The organism is Bacillota bacterium (genome assembly GCA_040757085.1).
GTDB lineage: Bacteria > Bacillota > Sulfobacillia > JACIYH01 > JACIYH01 > JACIYH01.
Window position 1 is genome coordinate 102,507 of sequence record JBFLXJ010000023.1, and the last position, 15,175, is coordinate 117,681.

At 67.2% G+C, this 15,175-nt stretch carries 20 protein-coding genes; 19 read left to right on the forward strand and 1 reads right to left on the reverse strand.

Annotated features, from left to right (window positions below; all coding sequences use genetic code 11):
• Positions 1-34 precede the first annotated feature (34 nt).
• From AB1446_08100 to spoIID, 16 genes are all read left to right on the forward strand, one after another.
• Positions 35-535 carry a dCMP deaminase family protein gene (locus AB1446_08100; protein ID MEW6546861.1) on the forward strand — a complete coding sequence of 167 codons (501 nt, stop codon included), beginning with the start codon at positions 35-37 and terminating at the stop codon, positions 533-535.
• Positions 483-809, forward strand: coding sequence for a MazG-like family protein (locus AB1446_08105; GenBank protein MEW6546862.1), 327 nt, complete (start codon positions 483-485; stop codon positions 807-809). The genes AB1446_08100 and AB1446_08105 overlap by 53 nt, the downstream gene beginning before the upstream one ends.
• A gap of 13 nt (positions 810-822) precedes the next feature.
• A complete protein-coding gene (locus tag AB1446_08110; protein MEW6546863.1) occupies positions 823-1,854 on the forward strand; it encodes an MraY family glycosyltransferase in 1,032 nt (343 codons plus the stop codon).
• On the forward strand, positions 1,854-3,005 hold the full coding sequence (wecB, locus tag AB1446_08115; protein ID MEW6546864.1) for a UDP-N-acetylglucosamine 2-epimerase (non-hydrolyzing): 1,152 nt from the start codon (positions 1,854-1,856) through the stop codon (positions 3,003-3,005). The genes AB1446_08110 and wecB overlap by 1 nt, the downstream gene beginning before the upstream one ends.
• A 45-nt stretch (positions 3,006-3,050) precedes the next feature.
• Positions 3,051-3,293: an AtpZ/AtpI family protein gene (locus AB1446_08120; GenBank protein ID MEW6546865.1), complete on the forward strand. Its 243-nt coding sequence runs from the start codon at positions 3,051-3,053 to the stop codon at positions 3,291-3,293.
• Positions 3,294-3,725, forward strand: coding sequence for a hypothetical protein (locus AB1446_08125; protein MEW6546866.1), 432 nt, complete (start codon positions 3,294-3,296; stop codon positions 3,723-3,725).
• On the forward strand, positions 3,722-4,519 hold the full coding sequence (gene atpB / locus AB1446_08130; protein ID MEW6546867.1) for a F0F1 ATP synthase subunit A: 798 nt from the start codon (positions 3,722-3,724) through the stop codon (positions 4,517-4,519). The genes AB1446_08125 and atpB overlap by 4 nt, the downstream gene beginning before the upstream one ends.
• Entirely contained in the window at positions 4,516-4,749 is a 234-nt protein-coding gene (locus AB1446_08135) for an ATP synthase F0 subunit C (GenBank protein MEW6546868.1), read from the forward strand. Before atpB ends, AB1446_08135 begins: the two co-directional genes overlap by 4 nt.
• Before the next feature lie 64 nt (positions 4,750-4,813).
• The gene (atpF, locus tag AB1446_08140; GenBank protein MEW6546869.1) at positions 4,814-5,302 is read left to right on the forward strand and encodes a F0F1 ATP synthase subunit B; all 489 of its coding nucleotides are present in this window, start codon (positions 4,814-4,816) and stop codon (positions 5,300-5,302) included.
• Entirely contained in the window at positions 5,299-5,868 is a 570-nt protein-coding gene (atpH, locus tag AB1446_08145) for an ATP synthase F1 subunit delta (GenBank protein MEW6546870.1), read from the forward strand. Before atpF ends, atpH begins: the two co-directional genes overlap by 4 nt.
• Before the next feature lie 14 nt (positions 5,869-5,882).
• The gene (gene atpA / locus AB1446_08150) at positions 5,883-7,463 is read left to right on the forward strand and encodes a F0F1 ATP synthase subunit alpha (protein MEW6546871.1); all 1,581 of its coding nucleotides are present in this window, start codon (positions 5,883-5,885) and stop codon (positions 7,461-7,463) included.
• 33 nt (positions 7,464-7,496) lie between these two features.
• Positions 7,497-8,348 (forward strand): ATP synthase F1 subunit gamma, encoded by an 852-nt coding sequence (atpG, locus tag AB1446_08155; protein ID MEW6546872.1) that lies wholly within the window; start codon positions 7,497-7,499, stop codon positions 8,346-8,348.
• A gap of 51 nt (positions 8,349-8,399) precedes the next feature.
• Positions 8,400-9,809, forward strand: a complete 1,410-nt coding sequence (atpD, locus tag AB1446_08160) for a F0F1 ATP synthase subunit beta (protein ID MEW6546873.1) — start codon at positions 8,400-8,402, stop codon at positions 9,807-9,809.
• A 116-nt stretch (positions 9,810-9,925) separates the two neighbouring features.
• Entirely contained in the window at positions 9,926-10,354 is a 429-nt protein-coding gene (locus tag AB1446_08165) for a F0F1 ATP synthase subunit epsilon (protein ID MEW6546874.1), read from the forward strand.
• A gap of 96 nt (positions 10,355-10,450) precedes the next feature.
• Entirely contained in the window at positions 10,451-11,707 is a 1,257-nt protein-coding gene (murA, locus tag AB1446_08170; GenBank protein ID MEW6546875.1) for a UDP-N-acetylglucosamine 1-carboxyvinyltransferase, read from the forward strand.
• Between the two features lie 56 nt (positions 11,708-11,763).
• Entirely contained in the window at positions 11,764-12,735 is a 972-nt protein-coding gene (gene spoIID, locus AB1446_08175; protein MEW6546876.1) for a stage II sporulation protein D, read from the forward strand.
• 246 nt (positions 12,736-12,981) lie between these two features.
• On the opposite strand, the gene AB1446_08180 is transcribed toward spoIID, so the two are convergent.
• Positions 12,982-13,257, reverse strand: a complete 276-nt coding sequence (locus tag AB1446_08180) for a hypothetical protein (protein ID MEW6546877.1) — start codon at positions 13,255-13,257, stop codon at positions 12,982-12,984.
• A gap of 100 nt (positions 13,258-13,357) precedes the next feature.
• Between AB1446_08180 and AB1446_08185 the strand changes: the two genes are divergently transcribed.
• The 3 genes from AB1446_08185 to mreB all read left to right on the forward strand — a co-directional run bounded on the left by AB1446_08185 (position 13,358) and on the right by mreB (position 15,162).
• Complete coding sequence (locus tag AB1446_08185) at positions 13,358-13,723, forward strand: M23 family metallopeptidase (GenBank protein ID MEW6546878.1); 366 nt, start codon at positions 13,358-13,360, stop codon at positions 13,721-13,723.
• 92 nt (positions 13,724-13,815) lie between these two features.
• Positions 13,816-14,070, forward strand: coding sequence for a sporulation transcriptional regulator SpoIIID (gene spoIIID, locus AB1446_08190; GenBank protein MEW6546879.1), 255 nt, complete (start codon positions 13,816-13,818; stop codon positions 14,068-14,070).
• A gap of 72 nt (positions 14,071-14,142) precedes the next feature.
• The gene (mreB, locus tag AB1446_08195) at positions 14,143-15,162 is read left to right on the forward strand and encodes a rod shape-determining protein MreB (protein ID MEW6546880.1); all 1,020 of its coding nucleotides are present in this window, start codon (positions 14,143-14,145) and stop codon (positions 15,160-15,162) included.
• Positions 15,163-15,175: the final 13 nt, after the last annotated feature.

Sequence of the window (15,175 nt, forward strand, 5' to 3'; positions counted from 1 at the left end):
CAGGCTCGCTGGTATACCGGATGACCTGTCCGGCGTGCCGGAGAGACCGACTCGTCCCACCTGGGACGAATACTTTATGAAGGTGGCCCGGGTGGTGGCGGGTCGGTCAACCTGCCTGCGGCGGCAGGTGGGGGCGGTGATCGTCAGGGACAAGCGCATCCTGGCCACCGGGTACAACGGGGCGCCCAGCGGCCTGCCCCACTGCCTGGACATCGGGTGCCTGCGGGATCAGGTGGGGGCCCTCTCGGGTGAGAGGCAGGAAGTTTGCCGGGCCTCTCACGCCGAGCAGAACGCCCTGGTACAGGCTGCCCGCTACGGTATCGCGGTCGAAGGGGGTAATCTGTACTGCACCACCTTCCCGTGCTCCATCTGCGCCAAGATGCTGGTAAATGCCGGCATCCGGCGGGTGGTTTACGAGGAGGAGTACTCAGATCCTCTGGCCAGGGAGATCCTGGACCTGGCGGGAATGGAAGTGGTGAAGATTGAAAGTCCCCGGCTGCGAGACGAAGACCATAGCCCTGCCCCGGCTCAATAGACTGCGGCCCACCCTGGAATCCACCGCGCTCAAGCTCATGGAAGAGGCGGGAGAGCTGGGTGCCGCTATCGGCAAGCTGCGGGGCATGAACGGAGAACAGGTGGCGGCGGCGGGGCCGGCCGTGTACCGGGCCATCTGCCGGGAACTACTGGATGTGGCCCAGACCGCCATCACCATGATGTACGTCCTGGAAGAGCAGCACGGGGTAGACATCGAACAAGCTCTGGCCGAGCACATCGAGAAGCTGCTGTCCAAGGGGTACCTGAAGCTGTAGCGGGGGGTCGACATTGCGCACCTGGATTGTGTTCCTTTCGGCGTTTACCCTTTGCCTGTTGTTGACTCCGCTGGTAAGAAAGCTGGCCCTGCGCGTGGGGGCGGTGGTCAAGCCTTCCCGGCGCAGCGTGCACTCCTGCCCCGTTCCCCACCTGGGCGGGGTGGCCATATACCTGTCTTTCGCCGTATCCATCCTGCTGGCGGGCGGGGCTGCTTCCCCCGTGGTGAGGGGCACCCTGATCGCCGGTCTGTTCGTCTGCCTTTGGGGGGTGTGGGACGACTTTTCCCCCATGCCCGCCTGGCGCAAGGTGGTGGGTCAACTGGTGGGGGCCGCCATCCTGGTGGCCCACGGCCTCAGCATCCCCTGGCTGGTGGGTCCCTGGGAGAAATACGTGTACCTGGGGTGGTTGGAGATCCCCTTCACCGTCTTCTGGTTGGTGGCCATGATGAACGTCATCAACCTGGTGGACGGCCTGGACGGGCTGGCCGCCGGTATCAGTTGCATCGCTTCCTTTACGCTGTTTTTCGTAGCCTGGGGCCAGGGGGTGCCCGAGGCCCTGCTCATGACCGCAGCTCTGGCCGGATGCTCGGCGGGTTTTCTCCGTTACAACTTCAATCCCGCGCGCATCTTCATGGGAGATGCGGGGGCACTATTCTTGGGGCTGACCCTGGGGTCCGTATCGGTGGCCGGTGCCATGAAGACCGCCACCGTCATCGCTGTGATCATCCCCCTGGTGGCCCTGGGTATCCCCGTCCTGGACACCGCCTTTGCCATCGTGCGCCGCCTGCGGGACGGACGGCCCATCTACGAGGCGGACCGTGACCACCTGCACCATCGCCTCCTGGGGATGGGACTCAACCAGCGGCAGGCCGTGCTGGTCATGTACGTGCTCAGCCTGGTGTGCGGCGTGGTAGCGGTCAGCCTGAGCCGGGTGCGGTTGGAACTGGGCCTGCTCATCGCGGCCACCGCTGCCCTGGTCATGCTGCTGGGCGGTCGCTGGTTTGGCCTGCTCCACGTGCGCAACGGTCGGGGCGGGAGGCACTGATGGCTCCCCAGCGCATTCGCGTGATGGCGGTATTCGGCACCCGCCCCGAGGCCATCAAGATGGCGCCGGTGGTGCTGGAGCTGCGCAAGGACAGCAGGTTTGCCGTAGAGGTGGCGGTAACCGCTCAGCACCGGGAGATGCTGGACCAGGTGATGGAGCACTTCGGGATATTGCCCGACTACGACCTGGACATCATGTTGCCCGGCCAGACCCTCACCCAGACGACGGTGCGGGGCCTGATGCGCCTGGAGAGGGTGCTGCGCCGGCACCGCCCGGACCTGGTGCTGGTGCACGGGGACACGGTTACCACCATGGTGGGGGCCCTGGCCGCCTTCTATCAGCAGATCCCGGTGGGGCACGTGGAGGCCGGGCTGCGGACCCGCCACAAGTACGCCCCTTTCCCCGAGGAGATGTGCCGCCACCTCACCGGGGTGCTGGCCGACCTGCACTTTGCCCCCACCGCCCGTGCGCGCCAGAACCTGCGTGAGGAGGGGGTTCCCCCCGAGCGTATCTACGTTACGGGGAACACGGTCATCGACGCCCTTTTCCAGACCGTGCGCCCCGACTACCGGTTCCGCCACCCCCGGCTGGCCGAGATGGACTTGGGATGCCGGCGCGTTCTCGCCGTGGATGTTCACCGGCGGGAGAATTTCGGCTCCCCCATGCGCAGCATATTTGCGGGGCTGAAGAGGTTGGCCGAAGAGCGCGAGGACGTCCTGCTGGTCGTCTCGGTGCACCGCAATCCCCAGGTGGCATCTGTGGCGGAGGAGTTCCTGAGGGGTGCTCCCCGCACGGAGCTCCTGGACCCCCTGGATTACCCGGATTGGGCCAACCTGATGAACCGCTGCTACCTGGTGATCAGCGATTCGGGGGGGCTGCAGGAGGAGGCGCCCGCCCTGGGGAAGCCGGTACTGGTGCTGCGCGAGGTGACAGAGCGGCCCGAGGCCCTGGAAGCGGGTACGGTAAGGCTGGTGGGAACGGACGGGGACACCCTGTGCCGGGAGGCGTGCCGGCTGCTGGACGATCCTGCCGCCTACCGGCAGATGGCCACGGCGAAGAACCCCTACGGGGACGGGCGGGCTGCCTGGCGCATAGCGGCGGCCCTGAGGCATAATTTCCTGGGAGAAAATCCCCCCGAGGACTTCGCCTGAGGGCAGGAGGAATCGGAGTCCGAGGAGAGAATAGAAGGAGAGGTTGTGCGCTACTCAGGGCTGGCATTATCGTTCGGCCTGCTCATGGTCATCCTGGCCGGACTGGGGTTCCTCGGGGGACGAGCCCTGGACGGGCGCCTGGGTACGTTTCCCCTGTTTGCGCTCCTGGGGGTGCTGGCCGGCATAGTGCTGGCGTTCTACGACCTGGTGCGCGAACTCAACCTGGTTGACCGGCTGGAGAGACGGCGCCGATGGGGAGGTAAGCAAAACGGGCGGGAGGATGGTTAGGTGACGGGGCTGGCGGAGGCCTGGACGTTTGCGGCGAGGGCAGGACAGGGGTTTGTCCTCTGTCTCGCCGTGGCCGCCCTGGCCGACCTGGTCCTGGCGTTGCGGGACAGGCGCGCCGGCACCGGGACGCGCCGGGCCCAGTGGCGTTCCCTGATGGTGGTGGGCCTGGGCCGCCTGGCGGCGGACGCCTTCGGCCTGCTCCTCGTGTTCTTTCTGCTCGCCAATGAGTGGGCGCTGGTCGGGGGTGCCCTGGGACTGCTCTGCTGGCGCGCCCTTTGGGTCACCTTTGCCACCCGCCGCCTTCCCCGCCGCAGTCCCTGTGTAGCCGATCAGGGTTGCGTCTCGGAGCGCGCCAGCGGCGTCACCGGGGGGCAGGGGCCGGGGCGCGTGACCGACCCGGTGAGCGGCCGGCATGAGGAGGCGGTGACTTGAGCGCAGGCGCTGCTGCCTGGTGGCTGGCTGAGGCGGAGCACGAGTCCGCCGCGGCTGCCGCCCACGGAGATATCCTGTTTCACATCGGCCCGCTGCCGGTAACATCGGCCATCACCACGGCCTGGGTTATCATCGCCATCCTGGGGCTGGTCTCGTTCCTGGCCACCCGGCGCCTGGAGAAGGTGCCTTCCTCCCGGTTGCAAATTGCCCTGGAGGCCGTCATCGAGTACCTGGAGGGCCATTTCGGGTCCATCCTGGGTAAAGAGCGTGCCTGGCAGTATCTGCCTTTCCTGAGCACTTTCTTCTTATTCATCATCGTTTCCAACTATGCAGGCATCCTGCCCGGGGCCGGGCACCTGAAGGGATTCGCCGCCCCCACCAGCCACCTGGGGTACAATGCCGGCATGGCCCTGGTGGTGTTCTTCTCCTACCACTACTTCGGCATACGGACGCGGGGGGTGGCTTACCTGAAGCACCTGGCCGATCCCCCCTTCATGCTCCCCCTCAACCTGGTGGACGAGGTCGTGAGGCCGCTTTCCCTCTCCTTACGTCTCTTCGGTAACATCTACGGGGGCGAGGCGGTGCTGGCGGTCATGCTCACCGTCCTGCCCTACTTCCTGCCCGCTTTCATGATGGGACTGGAGCTCATCTTCGGGTACATCCAGGCCCTCATTTTCACCACGCTAGCTGCCATCTACATTGCCGGGGCCACCGAACACCACGAGCTGGCGGCGGAACAAGAGCGCCACCGGGGTCCCGGCACGTGCGAGCACAGAAAGGAGGAGTCGCGGTGACGGCAGGTTTAGTGGCCCTGGCCGCCGGTCTGGCGGTGGCCATCGCGGCGGTGGGGAGCGCTACCGCCCAGGGGAAGACGGCCGTGGCAGCCCTCGACGCCATCTGGAGGCAACCCGATGCGGCGGGTGACGTGCGGGGCGCCATGATGCTGGCCCTGGCCTTCCAGGAGGCGCTCACCATCTTCGTGATGCTGGTGGCGCTGATGCTAGCCTTGAAGGTGACGGTGTAGTGCGGGCCGTGGTCGGCCCTCACGGCCGTACTTTACCGGCGATCCGGCCCGGGAGGCAGGTGCGGTGATCGAGTTCCGGTGGTACGAACTGGTGTGGGCGGTGATTAACTTTGCCGTCCTCTTCTTCCTCCTGCAAAAGTTCCTCTTCCGTCCCGTCATGAGCATGATGGAGAAGAGGCGGCAGGAGATCAGCGCCAACCTCAAGCAGGCCGAGGAGGCCCGTCAGGAGGCAGCTCGCCTGCAGGCCGAGTACCGTCAGCAACTGGCGGCGGCCCAGCGGGAAGCCCAGGAGATCATGGACCGGGCGGTGCGGGCAGCGGAAGAGGCAAAGGCCCGGCTGGTGAGTGAAGCGCAGGCGGAGGCAGCGCGCCTGCGCGACCGGGCGGTAGAGGCCATCGCCCAGGAAAAGGACAAGGCCCTGGCCGAACTGCGCGAGGAAGTGACCAGCCTGGCCATCGCCGCCGCCAGCCGCATCATCCGGCGTACCATGACGGAAGAGGACGAGCGCCGCCTGGTGGAGGAATTCGCCCGGGAACTGGGTGAGTCGCCGTGACGGCGGGACGGGTTCTGGCCCGCCGCTATGCCCGGGCCCTGTTCCTGGCCGCCCGGGCGGCCGGAAAGGTCGAGCGGGCGCAAGCCGATCTGACCCTGGTGGAGCAGGTGATGACTCAGGTCCCCCAGTTGCGGGAAATCCTGGGTGGGGTTGCGGTACCCCGCCCCCGCCAGCGGGAATTGCTTCGCCGCATCTTCGAAGGCAGGGTCGATGGCGCGGTGATGAACCTGCTCCTTGTCCTGCTTGACGAGCGGCGGCTGCGCCTGCTGGACCAGATTGTGCGCGAGTACCGCATCATGGCGGAGGAGTCCAGGGGTATCGCCCTGGTGCAGGTGATCTCTGCCCGGCCCCTGTCGCCCCCGGCCGAGGAGGCCCTGCGGCAGGGGCTGGAGCGGAAGCTGGGGCGGCGGGTGCGCATGGAATCCACCGTGGATCCCGCCCTGGTGGGAGGGGTCCAGGTGAAAATAGGCGACACGCTTTACGACGGTAGCGTGCGGGGCCAGCTCAGGCGCCTGCAGGAGCGGATGGTTCACGGCGCCTCTGGCCCGCGGGGGTGGTGGGGTTGAGCCTGGGAGCCGGAATCCGGCCGGACGAGATAACGGCCATCATCAAGCAGCAGATCGAGGGGTACCAGCCCGAAGTGGACGTCTCCCACGTGGGAAGAGTGATCTGGGTGGGGGACGGCATCGCCCGGGTCTGGGGGCTGGAGTCGGCCATGTACAACGAGCTCCTGGAGTTTCCGGGGGATACGTACGGCCTGGCCCTGAACCTGGAACTGGATAACGTGGGGTGCGTGATCCTGGGGCCCTACCAGCACATCAAGGAAGGGGATGAAGTGCGGCGCACGGGCCGCATCGTGCAGGTGCCGGTGGGAGAGGCCCTGGTGGGACGGGTCGTGAATGCGCTGGGCCAGCCCGTCGACGGCAAGGGGCCTATCCAGACGCCCCACTTCCGGCCCGTAGAGCTGGTGGCTCCGGGAGTAATCTACCGGCGCCCGGTCTCCAGGCCCCTACAGACCGGGCTGAAGGCCATCGACTCCATGATCCCCATCGGGCGGGGCCAGCGCGAACTCATCATCGGCGACCGGCAAACGGGGAAGACGGCCCTGGCCGTGGACACCATCATCAATCAGAAGGGCGAGGGCGTCATCTGCATCTATGTGGCCATCGGGCAGAAGGCCTCCACGGTGGCGGGCGTGGTGCAGGCCCTGGAAGAGCACGGGGCGATGGAGCACACCATCGTGGTGGCGGCCACCGCCTCGGAGCCGGCGCCCCTTTTGTACATCGCACCCTATGCCGGGTGCGCCATGGGCGAATACTTCACCTACACGGGCAGGGACGCCCTGGTGGTGTACGACGACCTTACCAAGCACGCCTGGGCGTACCGGGAGATGTCCCTCCTCCTGCGGCGTCCTCCCGGGCGGGAAGCCTACCCCGGCGACGTCTTCTACCTCCATTCCCGCCTGCTGGAGCGGGCCTGCCGCCTGGCCGAGGAGCACGGGGGTGGCACCCTGACGGCCCTGCCCATCATCGAGACCCAGGCTGGCGACATCCACGCCTACATCCCCACCAACGTGATTTCCATTACCGACGGGCAGATCTTCCTGGAATCCGACCTCTTTTACGCCGGGGTGCGGCCGGCCATCGACGTGGGCCGGTCGGTATCCCGGGTGGGGGGCAAGGCGCAGGTGAAGGCCATGCGCCAGGTGGCGGGCAGCCTGCGCCTGGACCTGGCCCAGTACCGGGAGCTGGCGGCGTTCGCCCAGTTCGGTTCGGAACTGGACAAGGCCACCCAGGCCCGCCTGCGCCGGGGCGACCGGCTGGTGGAACTGCTCAAGCAGGGGCAGTACCAGCCCATGCCGGTGGAAGAGCAGGTGGTGGTGCTTTACGCCGGGGTGAACGGGCACCTGGACGACCTGCCCGTGGAAAGGGTGCTCCCCTTCGAAGACGGCTTCCTCAAGTTCCTGCGCCGCGACCGGCCCGGCATCCTGGCTGAGCTGCGGGAGAAGAAGGAACTCACCGACGACCTGATCAGGCAGCTTGAGGAAGCGATCGCCACGTTCAAGGAGGTATTCGTGGGCACCGAGCGCACCGCAGAGCCGGCGGCCGCGACCGCAGGCAGAGGCCGCGACGGGGGCGGCGGGGCTGCCGGTGTAGCGTAAAGTCGGCTGCCTGAGCGGACAGGAGGCGCAGGGGTGGCAGGCATCCTGGAAATCCGCCGCCGGGTAAGGGCGGTGAAAAATATCCAGCAGGTCACGCGGGCCATGCAGATGGTGGCCGCGGCCAAGCTCAGGCGCACTCAGGAGCGCCTGGTGGCTGCCCGGCCGTACGCGGCCGCCCTGGAAGAGATCATCGCCGATCTGGCCCGCAGGGGACCCGCTCTGGATCATCCCTTCTTCCGTCCCCGGGGAGGCCCGGTGGCTTACCTGGTGGTGGGGGGGGATCGGGGTCTTTGCGGCGCTTACAACATGAACGTGGTGAGGCGGGCCCTGGACGAGGTGGGGGCCCGGGCCGGTGACGTGATGGTGGTGGCGGCCGGGCGACGGGTACGCGACTTCCTGCGCCGGCGGGGAGTCTCCCTGGAGGCGGAATACGCCCCCCTGGGGGAAGAGATCGAATTGAAACTGGCGCGGGTGGTGGCCGACCGTCTGGGGGCGGCCTTTGTGGAAGGACGTTGCCGGGAGTTGCGTGTGATCTTCACCCGGTACATCTCGACCGGTACCCAGCAGGTGGAGGAGCAGTTGCTGCTTCCCCTCGCCCCGCCGGGGGGGGAAGAAAAGCGGGCGGTGGTGGAATACCACCTGGAACCTTCTCCCCAGGTGGCGGCGCAGGTCCTGCTGCCCCGTTACCTGCAGGTGGAGGTGTACCGCCTGCTCCTGGAGGCCAAGACCTCGGAGCATGCCGCCCGCATGCGGGCGATGGCCAATGCCACCGACAATGCCGAAGAGATGATCACCGAACTCACCATGGAGATGAACCGGGAGCGGCAGGCGGGCATTACGCGGGAAATCGCGGAGATCGTGGGCGGCGCGGAAGCCCTGAAGTAGCGGACAGATATGGCGGCGCGGCATGAGCCCTGAGGTAACAGGGGGATGAGCATGAGAGAGGGACGGGTGGTGCAGGTCATCGGCGTGGTGGTGGACGTGGAGTTCCCCGAAGGCGAGCTCCCGCCCCTGTACAACGCCGTGCGTGTGGTGGGAGACTCCGAAACCCAGGTCGATGTCACCATGGAGGTGGCCCAGCACCTGGGCGACAACGTGGTGCGCTGCGTCTCCATGCAGCCGACCGACGGTTTGCGCCGGGGGATGCGGGCCGTGGACACGGGCGGTCCCATCACCGTCCCCGTGGGTCGGGAAGTGCTGGGGCGCATCTTCAACGTGCTGGGCCAGCCCACCGACGGGGGTCCTCCCCCCGATGTGAAGGAGCGCTGGCCCATCCACCGGCCCCCTCCCGGGGTGGCGGCGGTGGACCCCGCCCGGGTGATGCTGGAGACGGGCCTGAAGGTGATCGACCTGCTGGAGCCGTATCCCCGGGGCGGTAAGGTGGGGATGTTCGGCGGCGCCGGAGTGGGCAAGACGGTCATCCTCATGGAACTCATCCACAACGTGGCCTATCAGCACGGCGGTTTCTCCGTGTTCGCCGGGGTAGGTGAACGCACCCGCGAGGGCAACGACCTCTGGTTGGAGCTCCGGGAGTCGGGGGTGCTGGATAAGACCGCCCTGGTATTCGGCCAGATGAACGAACCTCCCGGTGCCCGCCTGCGGGTGGGGCTGGCCGGGCTCACCATGGCCGAGTACTTCCGCGACATCGAGGGGCAGGACGTGCTCCTCTTCATCGACAACATCTTCCGCTTCACCCAGGCCGGGTCGGAAGTGTCGGCCCTGCTGGGCCGCATGCCCTCGGCGGTGGGATACCAGCCCACCCTGGCCACGGAAATGGGCTTGCTGCAGGAGCGCATCACGAGCACGCGCAAGGGTTCCATCACTTCCGTGCAGGCCATCTACGTCCCCGCCGACGACTACACGGATCCCGCTCCTGTCACCACCTTCGCTCACCTGGATGCGGTTACGCGCCTGGAGCGGTGGATCGCCGAGATGGGCATTTACCCTGCGGTGGATCCCCTGGCTTCCACATCGCGTCTGCTCGACCCCGCCGTGGTGGGAGAGGAGCACTACCGGGTGGCCCGCGAGGTGCAGCGGGTCCTGCAACGGTACAAGGACCTCCAGGACATCATCGCCATCTTAGGCATGGACGAACTCTCGGAAGAAGACAAGATCATCGTCCACCGGGCCCGGCGCATCCAGCGCTTCCTTTCCCAGCCCATGTTCGTGGCCGAGGCATTCACCGGCCGGCCCGGCGCGTACGTTCCCGTCAAGGAGACGGTGCGCGGATTCCGGGAGATCCTGGAGGGCAAGCACGACCACCTGCCCGAGGGTGCCTTCCACATGGTGGGTACCATAGACGAGGCGGTGGAGAAGGGCGAGCGCATGCTGGCCGAAGCCCGCTAACCGCCACAGCGCCGGTAGGCACCTCGGGTCGCCGCCGGCGCCGATAAGGCTCCACCGCTCGCCACTTTGCGCGGGGTGATGCAGGCAGGCGGTTCCAAGGAGGACTGGCTGGGACGATGCGCGACAACGTGGAAGCAGAGGCTCCCATAATGCTGGAGGTCCTCACCCCCGAACGCCGCGTGTTCAGGGGTGCGGTGGAAGCGGTGGTCATCCCCGGCCGCCAGGGGCTCCTGGGGGTTCTCCCCCGCCATTCGCCCATGCTGGTCATCCTGCGGCCGGGGGTGCTGGTTTTCCGGCGCGAAGGGAAGAAGGAGCGCATGGCGGTCAGCGGGGGAGTGTGCCAGGTCCTGCAGGATCGGGTGCTGGTGCTGGCCGACGCCGCCGAACTGGCCCAGGACATCGACGTGTTGCGCGCCAGGGCCGCCCGGGATCGCGCCCTGGCCCGCCTCCGTTCCCGGTCTGCCGAGGTGGATGAAGCCCGCGCCCGGGCCGCGCTGGAACGGGCGGTGGCGCGTCTGCGGGCCGCCGGCCCAGACAAAAGTTAACCATTTCGCCAGGCTTTGCGTGAGTTGGTTTGCATACGGCCTTCGCCTCCGCAGCCAAACTAAGGGTGACGTAAAAAAGCGGGGCGGAGGCAGGAAGTGGAATCCAGGCTGGTAATCTGTGGGGGCAAACCGCTTTTGGGCACGGTGCGGATAGAGGGGGCCAAGAACTCGGCCCTGCCTCTGCTGGCTGCGTCGCTGCTTGCCCAGGGCGAGGTGGTTTTGCACCAGGTGCCCCACCTGGATGACGTCCGCACCATGGTGGAAGTCCTGCAGGCCCTGGGGGCCAGGGTGAGCGCGGACGGGAACCGGGTGGCGGTGACTGCGGGCACGCTGGAGCGTCACGAGGCTCCCTACGAGCAGGTGCGCAAGATGCGCGCCTCTCTGCTCGTTATGGGACCCTTGCTGGCGCGGGTGGGAAAGGTGCGCATGGCCCTCCCCGGAGGGTGCGCCATTGGCGTACGACCGATCGATCTGCACCTGAAAGGACTATCCGTCCTGGGGGCCCGCGTGACCGCCCGGGGCGGGCAGGTGGACATCCGCGCTTCCAGCCTCCAGGGCGGCCGGGTGTACCTGGACTGGCCTTCGGTGGGCGCCACCGAGAACATCATGGTGGCCGCCGTCCTTGCCCGGGGCACGACCTACATTGAGAATGCGGCCGAGGAACCCGAGATCGTGGACCTGGCCAACTTCCTCAACGCCATGGGGGCGCGGGTGGTGGGCGCTGGCACCAACGTGATCAGGGTGGACGGTGTCCGGGAACTCACGGGGGTGGAGCACACCATCATCCCCGACCGCATCGAGGCGGGTACGTATCTGGTGGCGGGAGCCATCACCGGGGGCGAGGTCGCCGTGGAAAACGTGGTCCCGGAGCACCTCAAGGCGGTGGTGGCCAAGCTGCGGGAGGCGGGGGCCGTGGTAGAAGAAAACGCCACGCGGGTCCACCTGAGGGCTCAGGGGCGGCCCCGCCCCACCGACATCCGCACCATGCCATATCCGGGGTTCCCCACCGATATGCAGGCCCAGATGATGGCGTTGCTTTCCGTGGCTGATGGCTGCAGCGTCATCACGGAAACGGTGTTCGAGAACCGCTTCATGCATGTGGAAGAACTGAAGCGGATGGGGGCTAACATCAAGATCGAGGGACGGAGTGCCGTGGTGAGGGGGGTAAAGAGACTCACCGGGGCCCCGGTGAAGGCCACCGACCTCCGGGCCGGCGCCGGCCTGGTGCTGGCCGGCCTGGCTGCGGACGGAGTTTCCGAGGTGTCCGGCGTCAACCACCTGGACCGCGGCTACGTGGACCTGCACCTGAAGCTGCGTTCCCTGGGAGCCGACATCACCCGCACCTCCCCATAGGTGGGCGACGGCATAGGCTCACCAGCCCTACCATACAGTGGGGATTGGGTGGTCTGTTGAAGAAGCTTCTTCTAGGGTTTGTCGCTTTTTTGGTGCTCCTCATGGTGTTGCTGCCTGCCCTGCTGGTCGGTATCAAGCCCCGGAGGCTGCCTCCTCCCGCCGGGTATCCCATCACGGTTACGGTGCTGCGTCACGACAACGGACAAACTGTCGAACTGCCGCTTGAGGAGTACGTGAAAGGCGTGGTGGCCGCCGAGATGCCGGCCGCCTTTCATCCCGAGGCCCTGAAGGCCCAGGCGGTGCTGGCGCGCACCTATGCGGTGCGACGCCTGCGGCTGTTCGGGGGAACGGGGGTGGGCGACGGGCGGGCCGATGTGTCCTCCGATCCCGCGCAGGGGCAGGGATGGCTCGACCAGCGGGCTCTGCGACAGAAGTGGGGTCTCGTGGGATATTACCGTTACTGGAACAAGATTTCTGCGGCGGTGGAAGCGACCAGCGGGCAGGTGCTTACCTACCAGGGCGAGGTGGCGGACGGGCTTTACCACTCCACGTGCGGAGGGCATACCGAGTCGGCCCGCGAGGTATGGGGAAACGACGTGCCCTACCTGGGCGGGGTTCCCTGCGATTTCTGCGGGGATTCGCCCCGCTATCGCACCCAAGTCTACGTGCCCCTGCGTGCCCTGTCCCAGGCCGTGCCCTCCTCCACAGGGTCGGCACCGTCCTCCCCGCGAGCGGCGCCGGTCCTCAAGCTGCTGGAATCCACCGTGACGGGGCGGGTGAGGTTGCTGCAGGTGGGCGGGGTCCTCCTCAAAGGGACCGACGCCCGCGTGCGCCTGGGCCTACCCTCCACCTGGTTTTCCTGGCAGGTGGAAGGTGACCGCGTCCGTTTTGACGTGCGGGGCTGGGGCCACGGCGTGGGCATGTGCCAGTACGGCGCCAACGGCCAGGCCCGGCAAGGCCGCACGTACCTGGAGATCCTGCAATACTACTTCCCGGGCACAGCCGTCCGCCTCATCTTTTCCGAATGATCCTGCTGGGCGGATGGCAGGATATGCATAATTTGGCAGCTTCCTGGGCAGGATACGGGTTGAGGTGAATACCCTGACCCGTAACCCGGATAACTACCAGCCGGACCATCACCCGGACCCGCAGCCCAGGCGCTGGCGCCTCCAGCGAGGTGCCCTCCGGCCGGCGGGCATCCGGCAGCGTGCCGGGAACCGGCGGACGGGCCGTACCCGGCGGCGCAGGGGGGGGCTGAGCAGCCGTCAGTGGGCCTACCTGGCAGTGGGCGTCTTCATGCTGGCCTGTCTGACCGTCCCCGGGCTCATGTGGTTGCTTTCTCCGCGCGCCAGCATCCCGGCTTTCCCCGGTCCCGCCGGCCCTGCCCCCGCGAGCCCTGCCGCCCCCGCTGAGGCAGCCACCACCCTCACCGGCTCCGCCAGCCCCGCCGGATCCACCAGCCCTTCGCCCGCAGGGACATCAGCCCCCTCTTCCTCTGCATCTGGTTCTTCCCCGTCTGGGGGGTCGCCCGCCCCATCCGCATCCTCCACGGCGACACCTTCATCGTCCTCGCCCGTGCCCTCCTCGCCTGGCGCGGCCCAGCCACCGGGGCCGGCCCCCGGAGAGCTGGGCTGGCCGCTGGCAGGGCAGGTGATCACCGGGTATGGCTTCGCCTACTCGGAGGTACACGGGGACTGGAGGTTGCATGCCGGCCTCGACCTGGAAGGTGAGCGGGGTGCCGGGGTTGCTGCGGCGGCAGCCGGGACCGTCAGGCTTGTGTCCCGCAGCCAGCAAGAAGGGTGGGTGGTCGAGATCGACCACGGCGGTGGTGTAGTCACCGCATACAGCCACCTGGGTAAGGTCCTGGTGCGCCGGGGCGAGAAAGTACGTCAGGGCCATGTGATCGGGCACCTGGGGGACCCGGGGGAAGCTGAGCCCGCGCAGGTGCACCTGCATTTTGAAGTGCGGGTGGATGGCGCGACGCAGGACCCTGCCGACTGGCTGATGCCGCGTTAACCCAATCCCCGGGTGGCCCTGAACCGGGCTAGTCTTTTCCCGGTGGCTCCCACATATGATGTAGCGCAGGCCGGTGCTGGGGGGGCCGCAGGGTGAATGACTTCATATGGAAGCGTGTGCTCGAGGTTTCCCAGTACATTTACCGCACCGGGGCCACGGTGAGGGACACTGCCCGCGAGTTTGGGGTCTCCAAGAGCACCGTTCACAAGGATGTCTCTGAGAGACTGCCGCGCATCAACGCGGAGCTTGCCGATCAGGTAAGGAAGGTCCTGGACTTCAACAAGGCGCAGCGACATATCCGGGGAGGAGAGGCCACCAGGCGCAAGTACCAGGCCATCACACGTTAGCCGCTCCCGCAGGAAATTGCCCCATCTCGTGGAAGAAGAGGAGGGAAGCGGGCAAGACCGGGGGGATCTGGGTTGGCAACTGACGTGGGGGTGGATCTGGGCACCGCCAGTGTACTCATTTTTGTGCGCGGTAAGGGCGTGGTCCTGCGGGAACCCTCGGTGGTCGCGGTAGCGGCCGAGACCGGGAGGGTCCTGGCGGTGGGTGAGGAAGCCCGCCGCATGCTGGGACGCACCCCGGGGACCATCGTCGCGGTGCGGCCGCTGCGGGAGGGTGTGATCGCCGACTTCGACCTGACCGAGGCCATGCTCCAGCACTTCCTCGGTCGCGTGCTGGGCAGGCGGACGATCCTGCGGCCTTCCGTGGTGGTATGCATACCCTCGGCCTGCACGGGGGTGGAGCGCCGCGCCGTGATCGAAGCGGCCATGCGGGCGGGAGCCAGCCGGGCCCTGGTCATACAGGAACCCCTGGCGGCTGCCCTGGGGGCGGGATTGGATATCACCCAGCCGCGGGGCCATTTGGTGTGTGACATCGGGGGCGGGACGACCGACGTAGCGGTGATATCCCTGGGCGGCGTGGTGACCGCCGGTAGCATCAGGGTGGGCGGGGACAAGTGCGACGAGGCCATCGTGCGCTACCTGCGCCTTCGCCACGGTCTGGGGGTGGGTGACCGCACCGCCGAGGAACTCAAGATCTGCATCGGCACGGCGGTGCCCGATCTGCGGCACGACGAGATGGAGGTGCGCGGGCGTGACCTGGTCACCGGGTTGCCGCGCAGCGTCGCCGTTACCTCCTCGGACCTGGCCGAGGCCATGGCGGAGCCGCTCTCCGAGATAATCCACCTTATTCGTGAAGTCCTGGAGCGAACGCCCCCCGAACTGGCTGCTGACATTGCCGACCAGGGTGTGGTGTTGACCGGAGGAGGGGCACTGCTGCACGGTATGGATGCCTTGATCTCCCGTGAAACCGGCCTTGCCGTACACATACCCGACGACCCCATCTCGTGCGTGGCGCGGGGGACCGGGCGCGCCCTGGACTTTCTGGCGTGTCATCCGGACCACGTGGACTTCATGCGCAAGATCAGTGTGGTCTGAGATCATGCCAGGA